The organism is Methylobacterium variabile, assembly GCF_001043975.1.
Taxonomy (GTDB): Bacteria; Pseudomonadota; Alphaproteobacteria; order Rhizobiales; family Beijerinckiaceae; genus Methylobacterium; species Methylobacterium variabile.
In genome coordinates this window covers 1-15,813 of the sequence record NZ_LABY01000150.1, presented here as the reverse complement: position 1 = coordinate 15,813, position 15,813 = coordinate 1, and the positions used below count along the sequence as shown (strand labels likewise).

Below are 15,813 nucleotides of genomic sequence, written 5' to 3'. Positions count from 1 at the left end.
CTCACCCCCGCCTGACCAGCGGGCAGCTGCCGGCCGAGAGCGGCCGGAACGCTTCCTCGCCCGGGATCGTCTCCAGGAGCTTGTAGTAGTCGAAGCGTCCCTTGCTCTCGGACGGCGCCTTGACCTGCATCAGGTGGATGTCGCGCACCAAGCGCCCATCCTCGCGGATGCGGCCGTCGCGGGTCATGAAGTCGTTGACCGGAATCTTGCGCATCTGCGCTGCGACGGCGGGACCATCATCCGTGTTCGCGGCGGCCATCGCCTTGAGGTAGTGCGTGACCGCGCCGTAGGTGCCGGCATGGATCATGGTCGGCACCTTGTTGGTGCGGGCGACGAAGCGCTGCGACCAGGCCCGGGTCTCGTCGTTCAGGTCCCAGTAGAAGGCGGTGCTCAGGATCAGGCCCTGCGCCGCCGCCAGGCCGAGACCGTGGATGTCGGCGATGAAGACGAGCAGGCCCGTCAGGGTCTGGCCCGACTGCACGATCCCGAACTCGGCAGCCTGCTTCAGCGCGAGGATGAGGTCGCCGCCCGCATCCGCCAGCCCGACGACCTGCGCTCCCGAGCCCTGCGCCTGCAGGAGGTAGGAGGAGAAGTCCGAACTGCCGATGGGATGGCGCACCGAGCCGAGCACGCGACCACCCGACGCCTGGATCACGCGCCGGCCGTCCTCCTCGAGCTGCGTGCCGAGCGCGTAATCCGCCGTGACGAAGTACCAGGATTTGCCGCCGCGCCGGGTCACGGCGCGCGCCGTCCCTTGTGCGAGAGCGTAGGTGTCGTAGGTCCAGTGGATGCCGGTGGGCGAACAGGCGTCCCCGGTCAGCCGGGAGGTCGCCGCCCCCGAGGCAAGAAAGATCCGGCCGCGCTCGCGGGTGATGTCCTGCACCGCGAGCGCGATGGCGGAATTCGGGACGTCGACGATCACCTTGACGTCGTCCGCATCGAGCCACCGGCGCGCGAGCGCCGCGCCGACATCCGTCTTGTTCTGGTGATCGGCGGCGACCACCTCGATCGGGCGCCCGAGGACGCGGCCGCCGAAATCCTCGACCGCCATGCGCGCGGCGACGACCGAGCCGTTGCCGCCGTTATCCGCATAGAGAGAGGAGAGATCCGTGAGGACCCCGATCTTCACGGGTGGTCCGCCCTGCGCGGCGACCGGCGAGAGGGCGAGCCAGAGGCCCGTCAGTGCCAGGGATCCCCGCCTGAGGAGGCGTCGGGCGTGGACGGATGCAACCGGCATGGCGCGTTTCCTTCGAGGACGAGGAACGATGCCTGGCCGAAAGGCACTTGCGGAAGTGCAAGTTCGCCAATCTCATTATGACTGGCATTCATCGTGCGAGATGAAGGAGCGGTCATGACGAGGAATGTCGGGACGCGCGCGAGCATCCTGAACCGGCTCGACCTGAACCTGATCCGGCTCTTCGACGCGGTGATGCGCGAGCGTCACGTCGCGCGGGCCGGCCAGTCCCTCGGGCTCAGCCAGTCGGCGGTGAGCCACGGCCTGCGCCGCCTGCGCACGCTGATCGGGGACGACCTGTTCGTGCGGACGGTGCAGGGCATGGAGCCGACCCCGCGGGCGCTGGCCATCGCCGTGCAGGTGCGCGACGCGCTCACGGCGATCGAAGGGGCGATCGGGCCGCAATGCTTCGACCCGTCCAGCTCGACGCGGCAGTTCCGGCTCGCCGCGACGGACCACATCACGGCCGTCGTCGCCCCGGCCCTGGTGGGGATCGTCGAGAGTGAGGCGCCGCTGGCCTCTCTCCTGATCCGGCCCGCGACGCGGATCGACCTGACCATGCAGGTCGATCTCGGCCAGATCGACATCGCCGTCGGCCTCTTCTCTCAGATCCCGCACCGCCTGCACGCGCGAACCCTGTTCGAGGACCGCGACGTCCTCGTCACCGCGCCCGATCATCCGGAAGCGGGGAGCACGATCGACATTCGCACGCTGGCGCGCGACCCGCTGGTGGTGGTCACGGTCGGCGGGACCGAGGACGGCCTGCCGGACGGACGTCTCTCCGAGCGCGGCCTGACGCGGCAGACCGAGATGTTCGATCGCGACGCCCTCAACCAGGCCTTCAGGGCGGCGGGCCTGGTGCCTCGCCTCAGTGTCCTCCAGCCGCATTTCCTCGCGGTGCCGAGCCTGCTCGCGCACTCGCGCCGCGTGGCGATCGTTCCGGCGTCGCTGGCGCAAGGCTTCGAGGCGGCCGGCGTCGTACGGGTGTCCCCGCCGCCCTGGAACCCACGTCCGATGACCGTGCAGATGGTCTGGCACGAGCGATGGACGCAGGATCCGGCCCATACCTGGCTTCGAGAGGCACTGTTCCGTGCCAGTCGACGTGTTGCAGGGGTCGTCGGGCCTGGCCAACAGTCTTCGTCGAAGTCATCGTCTGTTCGGCGATGATACGAAGCCGAGGTCTCCGACGTTGGCCGGCCTTCACTTGCCTGCGCCGGGCCGTGCGCGGAGCGACAGATGCGGCTTCCGGATGCTATCGTCTGGCAAGCGTGTCAGTCGTGGTGCCCGCATCCGCAACCCGGCGCATGGGTGCCGTCGCGCCAGCGGGAGGCCCGGATCACGCCGCAGACGTTCCCCCTGCGGAAGCTCGGCTCCTTGTCGGCGGTCACGTCGGCCTTCACGTGGTCGAAGGCAGTGTCGGGCTTGTGCTTGATGCCGTCGTTAAAGATCTGGATGATCTTCTCCCTGAAGCCTGACGTGCGGGGATAAGCCGAGACGACCGTCTCGCGCTCGACGTCGGAATACTGGCGGGAGCTCGCGGTTTTTCGGCTGCCCGGGTGCTCTCGGGCCGCGAGCGCCACGCGTAGTCGCCGAATGGCGAGACCGGCCGCGCGCGGCAGAGCATGCGCACGGCCAGGTTCCCTGGTGGTCGTCGATGAAATGGAACGTCATCGCGGCGTCTCCGAGAAGATGCCGATGGCCTTTTTTAGAATGCCGCGCTCCGTGCGGGCCTGTTCCAACTCGCGACGCAGCCATGCGATCTCGGCGACCTGATCGGCAGGTGAGGCCACGGGTGAGGCGGGCGGTGCTGCCGGAGCGGCCGTCCGCAAGCGGAACGCCTCGCCTTGAGAACGGCGCGCCAGGTGCGCCGCATCGAGGGCTCGATGCCGAGTTCGGCCGCGATCTGCATCTGCGGGCGCCCGCTGCTCTCGAGGAAGGCAACGGCCTCACGCGTGAACTCGGGTCGCGTCTTTGTCGCCATTGAACGCCTTCCTCGCTCCCCAAGGAGGTGTGAGGTGTCCATCAACTCGAGGGAGGATCATCACAGAGATGACGCTCGTCCGCGGGCACGCCCCGGTGGCGGAACCGTTCCGGACCGACGGACCGGTGATGGCGCCGGACCGTCGCGGCGGCGCCCCTACTCGGTCTGAGCGGTCGCGAGATTGTAGGTCGTGGTCGCGGGGGAACCTTGCGTGCCGTCGTCCTTCTGATCGGTGTCCGTGATCGCGATCTTGGTGAAGTTCAGCGTGATGATTTCTTCCGGTCTGGCGGAACCCGCGGCCTCGTTGGCGAGGCCGCTGATGATCGCGTCCGTCAAGACGAGCTTGCGGTAGGTGGCCTCCTGCCCCTTATCGACACGTGTGAACTCGATGGTCGCGTCCTTGGCCGTGCCGACGAACGCCAGGCTCGCGATGCCCTTGCTCGCACTATCGACGTACTTCTTGACGGTCACTTCGCTGACGTAAGCCGACGTCGACTCGCGATTGGTTCCGACACCGACCGCGCTGCGGATCGTGCGCGACATATGCCAGCGCACGTCGAGCAACTCGACCCAGCTCTTGTGCCCAGACTCGGTGACATCACCTTCCGCACCCTCGATCTTCAAGTAGATGGCCATCGGCGACGTCCTTGGTCAGTACAGACGCGATACTGCGTCGAATTGTTAATGGCATCGCGATGTTCCACAATGATTGCACGTGACGTCTTTTGGATTACAAGTGCAATCGGCTCGTGGATCGTGCCACTGATGCTGATCAAAGCCGACGCCGTCCGGCGATGACGCCGCGCTGTGGCACGCCAGTTCCGGCGTGATCGAAATTTCGCCTGCGGATCCAGACAGCATGATCCGCCGGATCCTGACACTGAACCCATGTCATTGCGTTCTCGCCACTGAGCTGACACAACTAAATGATGCTCTTGTAAACTACGGCGTTGATTTGAATCCGATTCCTCGACCATCTATCGATATGATGGTGCTGCCCATCAAAGGAGAAAAGATACCGCGCTGCGCTCATGCGGGTTTGCTCATCCTCCGAAACCAGATCGACGATTTGCGACACGAAGACATTTTTGCTGCGCGACCCTTCCGTACTATTTTGATCGGCCTTAATCCAATCATGCAAGCTATACGCATCCTGAAACGCCTGATACAGGCAGACGTGATCATCATCGACAGGAATGACGATGAAGTGATGGTCCGGCAGCAACGAGATCGCGACCATCATACCTCTGCTCAGCAAATCGGAGATTTTCCCGGCGATCGCCTGGGGTGAAAGGCCTCGTATTTGGCACGGATTATTCTGCCCGTTGGCGATTACGTCTCCGAGAACAGAAGCAGTGGCGGCGCAGGACTGCAAGCTGCCGTCGAAGTCCTGGCTGCGGAGCGCCGTCCTCAGGGCGTCCTCATCGGGAAGTTTCGTGCGAATGTTCGATCTCGCCAGATTGCCTGCAGTCCGGATGTCGACGCTGCTCATACGATTGCTGGATCCCGAGAAGCAATCGGTGAAACAACTGGCGACGATGCTATAGAAATTCTCGCCTCGAAAAGATTTCATTCCTCACTCCTTGTCGACACTGAATGCCGGTGCCCTCGAAGAAGGCATGAAGACTTCGATGGCCTGTTGCGGCTTGGCCCGTCGCCGTCCGGCCTCTGTCGGGGCATGATGTCGTCCATTCGGTTCGGACGCCGCGCCCGGCGGTCGCCGCTCTGGCAGGCCAACGCTTCCTCTGCCGGGGCTCGTGGTGGGACGCAGGGCGTCGTCACAGAACTGGTCGCCACGTCCGCGAAGCTTGATCAGATCATCGTGCAGGTTAGTGTCCGGGACGGATTGTCGGCGCCGCTCCTGTCGATCCGCACCTCCGCGACGGCATCCCTCTCCGCCGACCGCGCGAGGAAGGCCGCCGCGAGGTCCGGCAGCACGCTCTGCGCGAGAAAGGTCTCGATGCTGCGCGCGCCCGCCCCTCCGAGATTGGCGCGGGCGCGGATCGCCGCGCGCGCCGCGTCGCTCACCGTCACGCGTGCGCCGTAGCGCTCAGCCACCCGCCCGGCGAGGCGGTCGATCTGGAGTCCGACGATCCGGTCGAGGGCATCCGGGCCGAGCGGCAGATAGGGCACGACGCTGACGCGCCCGAGGAAGGCAGGCTTGAAGTGCTTCGGCATCTCGCCCCGCAGCGCGTCGGCGAGGCCGTCCGGATCCGGCGCGGTCGACGGATCCGCGAACAGGCTGTCGATCAGCGCGGTGCCGGCGTTCGACGTCATGATGATGATCGTGTTGCGAAAATCGATGTCGCGGCCCTCGCCGTCCTTCATCGTTCCCTTGTCGAAGACCTGGAAGAACACGTCCTGCACGCCCGGATGCGCCTTCTCGATCTCGTCGAGGAGCAGCACCGAATGGGGACGCCGACGCACCGCCTCGCTCAAGACGCCGCCCTCGCCGTAGCCGACGTAGCCGGGTGGGCTGCCCGTCAGTAGCGACACTTTGTGCTCCTCCTTGAACTCGCTCATGTTGATCGTCGTCAGGGTCTGCTCGCCGCCGTAGAGGATGTCGGCCAGGGCAAGCGCCGTCTCGGTCTTGCCGACCCCGGACGTGCCGACCATCAGGAAAACCCCGACCGGCTTGCGCGGGTCGGTGAGGCCGGCCCGGGAGGTGCGGATCGCCTGCGACACCGCCTCGAGGGCATGATCCTGCCCGATCACCCGGCGGCCGAGCGCCTCGCGCAGCGAGAGCACCGTCGAGACTTCGTCGGTCCGCATCCGGCCTGCCGGAATGCCGGTCCAGTTCTCGACGACCTCGGCGACGGCCTGCGCATCGACCACCGGGTGGACCATCGGCCGTTCATCCTGGAACGCCCGGAGGGCCGCCGCCGCATCCGCGATGCGGCCGCGCACCTCCCTGGCGCCGGGCGTGCGTTCCGCCTCGTCCCGGAGTGCCGCGAGATCGTCGAACAGGCGCCGCTCCTCCCGGTGACGCTCCTCCAACCGGGCCAGTTCGCTCGCCAGCGCCTCCCGATCCCGCGCCAGTTCCGCGCGCAAAGCGGCGTGGTCGGCCCCCAGGACTTCCTCGCGCGCGAGGATGCGGGTCCGAGTGTCCAGCGCCGCCAAGCGGCGGCGGCGATCCTCGACCGCGGGCGGCGTCGCGGCCTGGCTCATCGCGACTCGGGTGCAGGCCGTGTCGATGAGGCTCACGGCCTTGTCGGGAAGCTGCCTTCCCTGGATGTAGCGGGCCGAGAGGCGGACCGCCGCCTGCGCCGCGTCGTCCAGGATGCGGACGCCGTGATGGGCTTCGAGCGCGCTCACGAGACCGCGCACCATGTCGATGGCGACCGGCTCGGCCGGCTCCTCGACCTTGACCGGCTGGAAGCGGCGGGTCAGGGCCGCGTCCTTCTCGAAGTAGCGCTTGTACTCGGCCCAGGTCGTCGCCGCGACCACCCGCAACTCGCCACGGGCGAGCGACGGCTTGAGCAGGTTGGCGGCATCTCCCTGCCCCGGAGCACCGCCGGCGCCGATCAGCATGTGCGCCTCGTCGATGAACAGGATCACCGGCGTCGGGGCCGCCTGTGCCTCGCTGATCACGCGGCGGAGGCGGTTCTCGAACTCGCCCTTGGCGCCCGCCCCCGCCTGCAGCAGCCCGAGATCGAGCGTCCGAAGGGACACGGCGGAGAGCGGCGGCGGCACGTCGCCGGCCGCGATCCGCAGCGCCAGCCCCTCGACCACGGCCGTCTTGCCGACGCCCGCCTCGCCCGTGAGGATCGGGTTGTTCTGGCGGCGGCGGGTGAGGATGTCGATCACCTGCCGGATCTCGGCGTCGCGGCCGAGGATCGGATCGATCGCGCCGGCGCGGGCCTGCGCGGTGAGGTCGGTGGTGAAGCGGTCGAGGGACAAGGCCTCGCTCCCGCGCGCCGGCGCTCCCTCGGCCACAGCGTTCGTGCCGGCCTCGGAGACTCTGCGGCCGAGGCCGCCCCCCTCGGTGCTGCGGGCGACCAGCGCCGCGAAATCCCGGCGCAGCGCGTCCGGCGCGACCCGGCGCAACTCGGGCGCGGCCTCGATCAGCCGCGTCGCGACGGTCTCGTCCGAGAGAAGCGCCCATAGAAGATGGCCCGACCGGATGGCGGGAGCGCCATGCTCGACGGAAGCGAACAGCCACGCGTCCTTCATGACGCGGACGATCTCCGGGGCGAGACTCGGCGTGCGACCGCTGCCGCTGGCGACGCGGTCAAGCGTGGCGGTCAGCCGGCCCATGACCCGGTCGGGATCGACCTGCGACGCGCGCAGGATCGCCACGACGTCGAGATCCGGCCGGTCGAGCAGCTGCACGAGCCAGTGTTCGACCTCGACGTCGTAATGCGTGCGCGACAGGGCGCTGCCGGCCGCCGCCTCCAGGGCGCGCCGGGCCGCCTCGCTCAGACGGCCGATGAGCCGCGTCAGATCGATGGTCGCCAAGGCTGCTCCTCTCCGCCACGACGGATCCGCATTGCGCAAGGCTAGAGAGCTGCATCAATTCATGTCTACATTCGTTTGGTTGCAGATGTAATGCTGAAGTTCCAGGCTGAAACATTCACGTAGTATTCCTCGGTCAGAACTTTCGATAGATCCGGAAGGACGCCTGCGATCGGAGCCGAACGTCAGCCGAATGAGTGAATTCGACGACAGCGAAGCGATCGGACCCCTCCTCTTGCCGTTTCCGGGCGAGAGTCCGGCCGGCGAGGACATCCGGCAGGATGCATCGGGTCAGTCGCTGTACTACCGGCTGCGCGACGCGCGGGCCGAGGCCCGGGCGGCGGAGCGGGCCGTCGACGACGACCCGACGCTCGGCGACGGTCCGCCGCCGCAATGGCGCGCGGTGGAGAGCCTGGCGACGGAGGCCCTGGCCGCGCGCGGCAAGGACATCGAGGTCGCCTGCTGGCTGACCGAGAGCCTGTGCCGCCGGCAAGGCCTCGCCGGCCTCGCCGCCGGTGCCGTGCTGCTGGCAGGATTGATCGAGGGCTTCTGGTCGCGCGGCCTGTTCCCGGCCGAGGAGGCGGACGATCCGGAGGCCCGGCTCGCCGCGATCACCGGGCTCAGCGGGCAGGATCGGGACGGAACTCTGCTTCAGCCCCTCAGAAAGACCGTGCTGTTCGAGCGCCCGGACGGCGCGGCGGTCACCTTCTGGGACTACGAGCGGTCGGCCGGCCTCGCCGTGTCGGGAGCCAAGCCGGGGTCGCGATCGACCGCCGGCATCATTCCCCTGGGCGAGCTCGAAGCGGCGGCCCGCGGCGGCCTCGACGCGCTCCGGGCGCTCGACCGGGACCTTGCCCGCGCCAGGACCTGCTGGACGCGGCTGGAGGAGGCGATCGCCCGGGAGATCCCCTCGCGGGCGCAGCCCTCGACCGGTCGCGTGCGCAGCGTCCTGGAGGCCCTGCACCAGACCACGGCCCGCTACCTGCCGCCCGAGGCGGCGCCGGCCTCCGGCGCGACGGGGACCGCCACCGCGACGGGGGCCGCCACCGCGACGGGGGCCGCCACCCCTGGGTCGGATGATGCGCCGGCCGGACACCCGCAGCCGTCGGCCCCGGGCGGCGAGCGGCTTCTGCCGCCCGGGCGGGAGGCGCTGCTCGACGAGATCCTGCGGATCGCAGCCGTGTTCCGGCTCGGAGAGCCGAACTCGCCGATCGGCTTCACGCTGGAGGAGGCCGTTCGCCGCGCGCGCCTGCCCTGGCCCGAGCTCCTGCGCGAGCTCGTGGCGGATCCGGCCGCCCGCACCGCCGCCATCACCTCGGTGGGCATGCGGTCGCCCGATCCGGCCGTCCCCGCCGCGCAGTCCTGACAGCCATCCTGAGAGGGAGACCGGAACAGCATGCCGAGCATTCACGAGAAGCTGGCGAGGGTGCGTCGCCCGCGCGTCCACATCACCTACGAGGTCGAGACCGAAGGGGCGGAGATCGTCCGCGAACTCCCGTTCGTCGTCGGCGTCATCGGCGATTTCTCGGGCGATCCGACCAAGCCGCTCCGGCCGTTCTCCGACCGCAAGTTCATCCAGATCGACAGGGACAACTTCGACGACGTGATGCGGAGGCTCTCGCCGGGGTTGAACATGAAGGTCGAGAACACGCTCGCCGGGGACGGCAGCACGATGGCGGTCGATCTCGCCTTCAACGGCATCGAGGATTTCGAGCCCGGCAGGGTGCTCGAGCAGGTGCCGGCCCTGCGAGCGCTGCTGGAGACCCGGGACCGCCTGCGCGACCTCATGAGCAAGGCCGACCGCTCCGAGAACCTCGAATTGCTGCTCGAGCAGATCCTGAGGAACAGGGCCGATTTCGAGACGATCTCGGGCGAACTCGGCATCGCCGCCGACAGCAAGGAGAACTGAGATGTCGGACGCGCAGCCGCTGAACGGCACGCACCCGCAGGACACAGAGCTCCCGATCGTGGAGGGCGCCGGCCTGCTCGACCGGGTGGTGTCGGCCACGAGGCAGACGGAGCCCGACCGGGCGGAGGCCCTGGTGCGGACGCTGATCGAGGAGGCCAGTCGCGGCACGGTCCGGTTCGACAGCAACCTCAGCCGCACCATCGAGGCCGCCATCACGCAGATCGACGCGGCGCTCTCCACTCAGCTCAACGCGATCCTGCACGACGAGCGCTTCACCAAGCTCGAAGGCAGCTGGCGCGGCCTGCACTACCTCGTCATGAACACCGAGACGAGCACGAACCTCAAGATCCGGATGGTCAACGCCTCGAAGCGCGAGCTGCACCGCGACCTGACCCGCTCGGTCGAGTTCGACCAGAGCCTTCTCTTCCGCAAGATCTACGAGAACGAGTTCGGCACCCCCGGTGGGGAGCCGTACGGGGCGCTGATCGGCGACTACGAGTGGACGAACCACCCCGAGGACATCGAGGCCTTGCGGCTGATCTCGAACGTGAGCGCCGCCGCCTTCGCGCCCTTCATCTCGGCGGCAGGCGCCTCGCTGATGGGTTTCGAGAGCTGGAACGAGCTGTCGCGCCCGCGCGACCTCGCCAAGATCTTCGACACGGTCGAGTACATCAAGTGGCGCGGCTTCCGCGACAGCGACGACAGCCGCTTCGTCTCGCTGGCGATGCCGCGCGTGCTCGCCCGCCTGCCCTACGGAGAGCGGACCCGGCCCATCGACGCCTTCGCGTACGAAGAGGCACCGTTCGACGCGGACGGGTCGCCGATGCAACTCGCGCACGACCATTACTGCTGGATGAACGCCGCCTACGTCCTCGGCACGCGGCTGACCGAGGCCTTCGCCAAATACGGCTTCTGCACCGCGATCCGCGGCGCGGAAGGCGGTGGCAAGGTGGAGGATCTGCCCACCCACATCTTCCGGTCCGATGACGGCGATCTCGACGCCAAGTGCCCAACCGAGATCGGGATCACCGATCGGCGCGAGTACGAGTTGTCGAATCTCGGCTTCCTGCCCCTGTGCCACTACAAGAACCAGGATCACGCCGTCTTCTTCGGCGCCCAGACAACGCAGAAGCCAAAGGAGTACGACCGGCCGGAGGCGACCGCCAACGCCCGGATCTCCGCGCGTCTGCCCTACATCCTCGCGACCAGCCGGTTCGCCCATTACCTCAAGGTGATGGCGCGCGACAAGATCGGCTCCTTCATGGAAGTCGACGATTGCGAGCGCTGGCTCAACCGCTGGATCCAGAACTACGTCAACACCAACGAGAACGCGGGGCCCGAGAGCAAGTCCCGCTTCCCGCTGCGCGAGGCGCGGATCGAGGTTCGCGAGATCCCCGGCCGGCCCGGCGCCTACAACGCTGTGGCTTACATGCGCCCCTGGCTGCAGCTGGAGGAGCTGACGACCAGCATGCGCATGGTCGCGCGCATCCCGGAGCGGGTGTGAGCGGAGCCGGCGCCCCGTCCGGCCCGGCCGCCGATGAGCCGGCAGCACCCGGCTTGCGCGTGGCGATGCTGGCCGGACGCCACAGCCGACCCGGCGGCGAGCCGGCGGGTCACGCGCTCGCGCGCTTCCTCGATACCGACGCGGGCGCCCTTGCCCGCTGGTTCGGCCCCGAGGCGGCCGCGATGCTGCGCCGCCATCCGGAGAGGCTGCGCGGCTGGCTCGACCGCGACATCGCGGCAATCGACCGGCTGCTTTCCGCGCAGCTCGACGCGGTGCTCCACCATCCGCGGCTCCAGCGCCTCGAGGGCTCGTGGCGAGGGCTCGCCTGGCTCCTCGGCCGCTTCGAACCCGACCGGCGGCTGAAGGTGACGCTGCTGTCGGCGACCTGGCGCGAGCTGGAGCGCGACCTCACCCGAACCATCGAGTTCGACCAGTCGCAGCTGTTCCGCAAGATCTACGAGAACGAGTTCGGCCAAGCCGGTGGCGAGCCGTTCGGCCTGCTCGTGGTCGATCACGAGGTCCGCCACCGGCCCGAACGGCGGGAGCCGGGCGCCCCTGCCCCGGTCGACGACGTGACCGTGGCGGGCGGGCTCGCGGACATCGCCGCCGCGGCGTTCGTGCCGACGGTGCTGGCGGCCTCGCCCGCCCTTCTCGGGGTGGATCGGTTCGCGGATCTCGCGCTCTCGCACGACGTGACGGCGCTCCTGAACGGCCAGGACCACCGGCGCTGGCGGGTCCTCGCAAGCCGCGAGGAGGCCCGCTTCCTGTGCGCGACGATGCCCCGGATCCTGGCCCGTGCGCCCTGGTCGCGCGCGATCGCCAGCCGCTGGTACGTCGAGGATGCGCCAGGTCCGGCCGAGCGGACGTGGTTCGTCGCGGGCTACGCCTTCGCGGCGGTCGTGGGACGCGCTGTCCTGACCTATGGGTGGCCGGCCGACGTGCGCGGCGTGGACACCGACCGGGTCGGCGGCGGCCTCGTGCTCGACCTGCCCCACGAGGATTTCGTGTTCGGCGCGGAGACCCGCTGGGCGCGGGCGCCGGTCGATCTCGCCCTGACCGACCGGCAGGAGCGCGACCTTGTGGATGCGGGCTTCATGCCCCTGAACACCCTGCCCCACGGCGGCGCGGCCTTCGCCTCCGTCCGCAGCCTGCAGGCGAACCCGCCCGATGCACCGGACCGTGAACCGACCTCGGCCCAGGCGAACCGGCGCGTCTCGGCGCAGATCAGCGCCATGCTGTGCGTCTCGCGCTTCGCCCATTACGTGAAGGTGCTCGGCCGCGAACTGACCGGGTCCCTCGTCGATGCGGAGGCGATCGAGCGGCGTCTCGGGCGGTGGCTCGCCGGCTACACCAACCTGAGTGCCGGCGCCTCCGCCGAGAGCCGGGCGCGCTACCCCCTCCTCTCGAGCGCCGTGCAGGTTCGGGAGATGCCGGGCCGTCCCGGCTCCTACGGCTGCGTCGTCCACCTGCAGCCCTCGTACCAGCTCGACGACGTCTCGACAACGTTCCGGCTCGTGACCGGCTTCGCCGCCGCCGGGGCCGCTCGATAAGACACCGCGGGATTCTGTTCACAAAGGAGATCGGCCGATGAGTGGAACGGAGGCCGGCCATCATTTCCGGCAAGGGCGCCTCGCGGATGCCGTCGCGGCGGCCGGACGAGCCGTGCAGCAGGCGCCGACCGATGTCGCCGCGCGCCTGCTCCTGGCGGAATTCCTGCTGTTTGCGGCGGAGTTCGAGCGGGCCGATGCCCTGGTCGCCGCCGTCGAGGCGCTGGACCCGGACAGCGCGCTCGCGGTCGCCGAGTTCCGGCAGTTGCTCCGGGCCGAAACCGCGCGGCGCCAGCTCGGAACCGAGGGCCGTCTGCCGGATTTCGTGGACGGCCCGACGCCGGACCAGGAGGCCGCGCTGGCGATGGTCGTCGCGTTGCGGGCGGGCGACCAAGCCGCGGCCGCGGCCGCGGCGGTGGCGGCGGAAGCGGCCCGGACGGCGACGCGCTGCGTCGCGAACGACCGGGAGGTCGAGGATTTCCGCGATGCCGACGATCTCGCCGGCGGCAGCCTGGAAGTCCTGACGACCACCGGCCGGTATTACTGGATCCCGGCGGCGCGGCTCGTCAGCATGGAGTTTCACCCGCCCCGGCGTCCCCGGGACCTGTTCTGGCGGCGCTGCACGATGATCGTGCGGGACGGCCTCCAGGGAGACGTCTACCTGCCCGCCCTCTACGACACGCCTGCGGCGGAGGACGAGCTGCGGATGGGCCGCCGGACCGAATGGAGCTCGCAGGCCCCGGTGCGGGGCTGCGGGCAACGGATCTTCCTCGTCGGCGACGAGGGCTTGGCGATCACCGACCTGCGAACGGTCGAGTTCGCATGAGCCTCCCGCCCCGAGGCGGCCTCCAGCCGCGCCTCTCCGTGCTCGACCGGCTCCTCGACGCGCATCCCGACCGCCTGCAGGACGCCCCGCACGGCGTGTCCGAGGCGATCTCCATCGTCCGCGCCGCGGTCCATCGCGACATCGAGCACCTGCTCAATGCGCGGCGTCCGTGGCGGACGCCGTCCTGGCCGGCGCTGGAGCGCTCGCCGCTCGGTTACGGCGTCGCGGATCTCACCGCCGGCGCCTCCAACGATCCGGCCGGGCAGGAGCGGCTGCGCCGCGAGATCGAGGACGCGATCCGCCGTTTCGAACCGCGGCTCGCCCAGGTGCAGGTGCGCATCGCCGACGCGCCGACGCCCCTGCGCGCGGTGCTGCGGCTGCACATCGACGCCCTGCTGCTGATCGACCCGCTGCCCGAGGCGATCGCTTTCGACACCCTGGTCGACACCACGACGGCGGACATCGTGGTGCGCCCGACCCGCGAGGATTGACGCGGTCGGACCGCGAGGACGGAGCATGGACGAGGAATTTCTCGCTGCCTACAACCGCGAGCTCGACGCGCTGCGGAACCTGTCGCAGGGTTTCGCGGACGCCCACCCGAAGGTTGCCGGCCGGCTGCGGCTGAACGGCGACATCATCGATGATCCGCATGTCGAACGCCTCCTCGAGGGGGTGGCGTTCCTCTCGGCCCGGGTCCAGCAGCGGCTCGATGACGAATTGCCGGAGATCACCGACGCGCTGCTCGGCGTCCTCTCCCCGCACGCCCTCGCGCCGGTGCCCTCCGCGGCCATCGTCCAGCTCGCCTGCAAGCCGGAGCTGCGGGTTCCGGTGACCATCCCGGCCGGCACGATGCTGGAGAGCGAGCCCGTCGCCGGCGATCCCGTCCGTTTCCGGACCGCCTACGCGACGACGCTCTGGCCGATCGAGATCGAGGCCGTTCGCCTCTCCGGCCTGCCGCTGGCCGCTCCGGTCAACCCCCGGGCGCAGGGGGCACGCGCCAGCCTGAGGGTGAGCCTGCGGCTGACCGATCCCGAGGCGACCTTCGCCGAACTGGAGCCGCGGGCCCTGCGGGTGTTCCTGCGCGGGCCGATCGAGCAGGCGCTGGCGCTCTACGAACTCCTGGGCGGGCACGTCGCGGGCGTCGCGCTCGCCGACGGCCCCAACGACGACCGCCCGACGCTGCTGCCGCCCGACAGCATCCGACCGGCCGGCTTCGCTCCCGAGGAGGCGCTCTATCCGTGGACGGCGCGTTCCTTCGAGGGCTTCCGTCTTCTGACCGAGTACTTCGCGCTCCCCGAGAAGTTTCTGTTCGTCGATCTCGTCGGCCTCGACGCCCGCACGCTGATCCAGGATTCGGACCGGCTCGACCTGTTCGTGTACTTCGACCAGGCCGCGCCGGAGCTGGAGCGCCGGCTGCGGCCGGACTGCCTCGCGCTCGGGTGCACGCCGATCGTGAACCTGTTCACCCGGCATTGCGAGCCGATCACCCTCGACGGCACCCGCACCGAGTACCCGATCCTGCCCGATTATCGGCGTCCGAAGGCCTACGAGGTGTGGAGCGTCGAGGCGGTGCACGAGGTTGCCGACGACGGCGCGGGCCGGCCCTGGCGCCCGTTCTACCGCCGGCCCGCCGCGCTCGGCGGCGAGGAGCCGACCGCCGGCTATTACGCGATCGTGCGGCGGGACGCCACCGACGGGCTCGGAGGCAGCGACGTCCTGCTCGCGCCCTTCGATCCCGACCTGCAGGTCAACCGCCCGGCCGACCGGGTCCTGTCGGTCGACGCGACCTGCACCAGCCGCGACCTGCCGGCGCAATTGCCGTTCGGCGTCGGGCAGCCGCGCCTGTTTCCGGCGGAGGGCCTCAGCTCGATCGCCCGGATCACCTGCCTGACCGCGCCGACGGCGAGCTGGCGTCCGCGGTTGCGCCGGAAGCGCAACTGGAGGCTGATCTCGCATCTCTCGCTCGGCCACCTGTCGATCGTCGGCGGAGCGGATGCGGCCGCGGCGATGCGCGACATGCTGCAACTCTACGACGTTCGCGATACGCCGCACACCCGGGCGGCGATAGCGGCCCTGCTCGAGGTGAGCGCGAGCGAGGCGACCGCCCGGGTGCCGGGCGCGCGGCTCGGGAGCTTCTGCCGAGGGCTCGACGTCACGCTCACCTTCGATCGCGGGCTGTGGGCCAGCGGCGGCCTCTACCTGCTCGCGGCGGTGCTTGAACGGTTCCTCGCCCTGCATGCGACCGTCAACTCCTTCACGCGCACGCAGGCGGTGCTGCAGGGGCGGTCCGGCACGGTGGCGCGGTTCGCGCCGCGCGCGGGAGCGCAGGTGCTGCTGTGAGCCGTCCGGCTCCCGAC

Annotated in this window: 13 protein-coding genes; 8 read left to right on the top strand and 5 right to left on the bottom strand. The window is 69.5% G+C overall.

The features are described 5' to 3' along the window. Window position 1 precedes the first annotated feature (1 nt). Window positions 2-1,237 carry an ABC transporter substrate-binding protein gene (locus tag VQ02_RS20405; protein ID WP_048446049.1) on the bottom strand — a complete coding sequence of 412 codons (1,236 nt, stop codon included), beginning with the start codon at window positions 1,235-1,237 and terminating at the stop codon, window positions 2-4. 114 nt (window positions 1,238-1,351) lie between these two features. On the opposite strand from VQ02_RS20405, the gene VQ02_RS20400 reads away from it, so the two are divergent. Next, window positions 1,352-2,401, top strand: coding sequence for a LysR family transcriptional regulator (locus VQ02_RS20400; protein WP_048446048.1), 1,050 nt, complete (start codon window positions 1,352-1,354; stop codon window positions 2,399-2,401). 104 nt (window positions 2,402-2,505) lie between these two features. On the opposite strand, the gene VQ02_RS20395 is transcribed toward VQ02_RS20400, so the two are convergent. The 4 genes from VQ02_RS20395 to tssH all read right to left on the bottom strand — a co-directional run bounded on the left by VQ02_RS20395 (window position 2,506) and on the right by tssH (window position 7,673). Then, window positions 2,506-2,814, bottom strand: coding sequence for a hypothetical protein (locus VQ02_RS20395; RefSeq protein WP_425339913.1), 309 nt, complete (start codon window positions 2,812-2,814; stop codon window positions 2,506-2,508). Window positions 2,815-3,371: 557 nt separating this feature from the next. Continuing rightward, window positions 3,372-3,851 carry an Hcp family type VI secretion system effector gene (locus VQ02_RS20390; RefSeq protein ID WP_053080470.1) on the bottom strand — a complete coding sequence of 160 codons (480 nt, stop codon included), beginning with the start codon at window positions 3,849-3,851 and terminating at the stop codon, window positions 3,372-3,374. A gap of 286 nt (window positions 3,852-4,137) precedes the next feature. Then, window positions 4,138-4,707: a hypothetical protein gene (locus VQ02_RS37365; RefSeq protein WP_157080730.1), complete on the bottom strand. Its 570-nt coding sequence runs from the start codon at window positions 4,705-4,707 to the stop codon at window positions 4,138-4,140. Between the two features lie 320 nt (window positions 4,708-5,027). After that, the gene (gene tssH / locus VQ02_RS20380; RefSeq protein WP_048446046.1) at window positions 5,028-7,673 is read right to left on the bottom strand and encodes a type VI secretion system ATPase TssH; all 2,646 of its coding nucleotides are present in this window, start codon (window positions 7,671-7,673) and stop codon (window positions 5,028-5,030) included. A gap of 190 nt (window positions 7,674-7,863) precedes the next feature. Here tssH and tssA point away from each other — a divergent pair, with 190 nt between their 5' ends. From tssA to tssF, 7 genes are read left to right on the top strand one after another with little or no spacing between them, the layout of a single operon-like run. Further along, entirely contained in the window at window positions 7,864-9,036 is a 1,173-nt protein-coding gene (gene tssA / locus VQ02_RS20375; protein ID WP_048446045.1) for a type VI secretion system protein TssA, read from the top strand. Window positions 9,037-9,066: 30 nt separating this feature from the next. Then, window positions 9,067-9,579 (top strand): type VI secretion system contractile sheath small subunit, encoded by a 513-nt coding sequence (gene tssB, locus VQ02_RS20370; protein ID WP_048446044.1) that lies wholly within the window; start codon window positions 9,067-9,069, stop codon window positions 9,577-9,579. A gap of 1 nt (window position 9,580) precedes the next feature. After that, complete coding sequence (gene tssC / locus VQ02_RS20365) at window positions 9,581-11,083, top strand: type VI secretion system contractile sheath large subunit (protein ID WP_048446043.1); 1,503 nt, start codon at window positions 9,581-9,583, stop codon at window positions 11,081-11,083. After that, window positions 11,080-12,633, top strand: coding sequence for a type VI secretion system contractile sheath large subunit (tssC, locus tag VQ02_RS20360; RefSeq protein WP_157080729.1), 1,554 nt, complete (start codon window positions 11,080-11,082; stop codon window positions 12,631-12,633). Before tssC (VQ02_RS20365) ends, tssC (VQ02_RS20360) begins: the two co-directional genes overlap by 4 nt. Before the next feature lie 37 nt (window positions 12,634-12,670). Then, the gene (locus VQ02_RS20355; protein ID WP_048446041.1) at window positions 12,671-13,456 is read left to right on the top strand and encodes a type VI secretion system accessory protein TagJ; all 786 of its coding nucleotides are present in this window, start codon (window positions 12,671-12,673) and stop codon (window positions 13,454-13,456) included. Then, window positions 13,453-13,947, top strand: coding sequence for a type VI secretion system baseplate subunit TssE (tssE, locus tag VQ02_RS20350; protein ID WP_048446040.1), 495 nt, complete (start codon window positions 13,453-13,455; stop codon window positions 13,945-13,947). Before VQ02_RS20355 ends, tssE begins: the two co-directional genes overlap by 4 nt. Before the next feature lie 25 nt (window positions 13,948-13,972). Next, the gene (gene tssF / locus VQ02_RS20345) at window positions 13,973-15,796 is read left to right on the top strand and encodes a type VI secretion system baseplate subunit TssF (protein ID WP_048446039.1); all 1,824 of its coding nucleotides are present in this window, start codon (window positions 13,973-13,975) and stop codon (window positions 15,794-15,796) included. The last annotated feature ends 17 nt before the right edge of the window (window positions 15,797-15,813 follow it).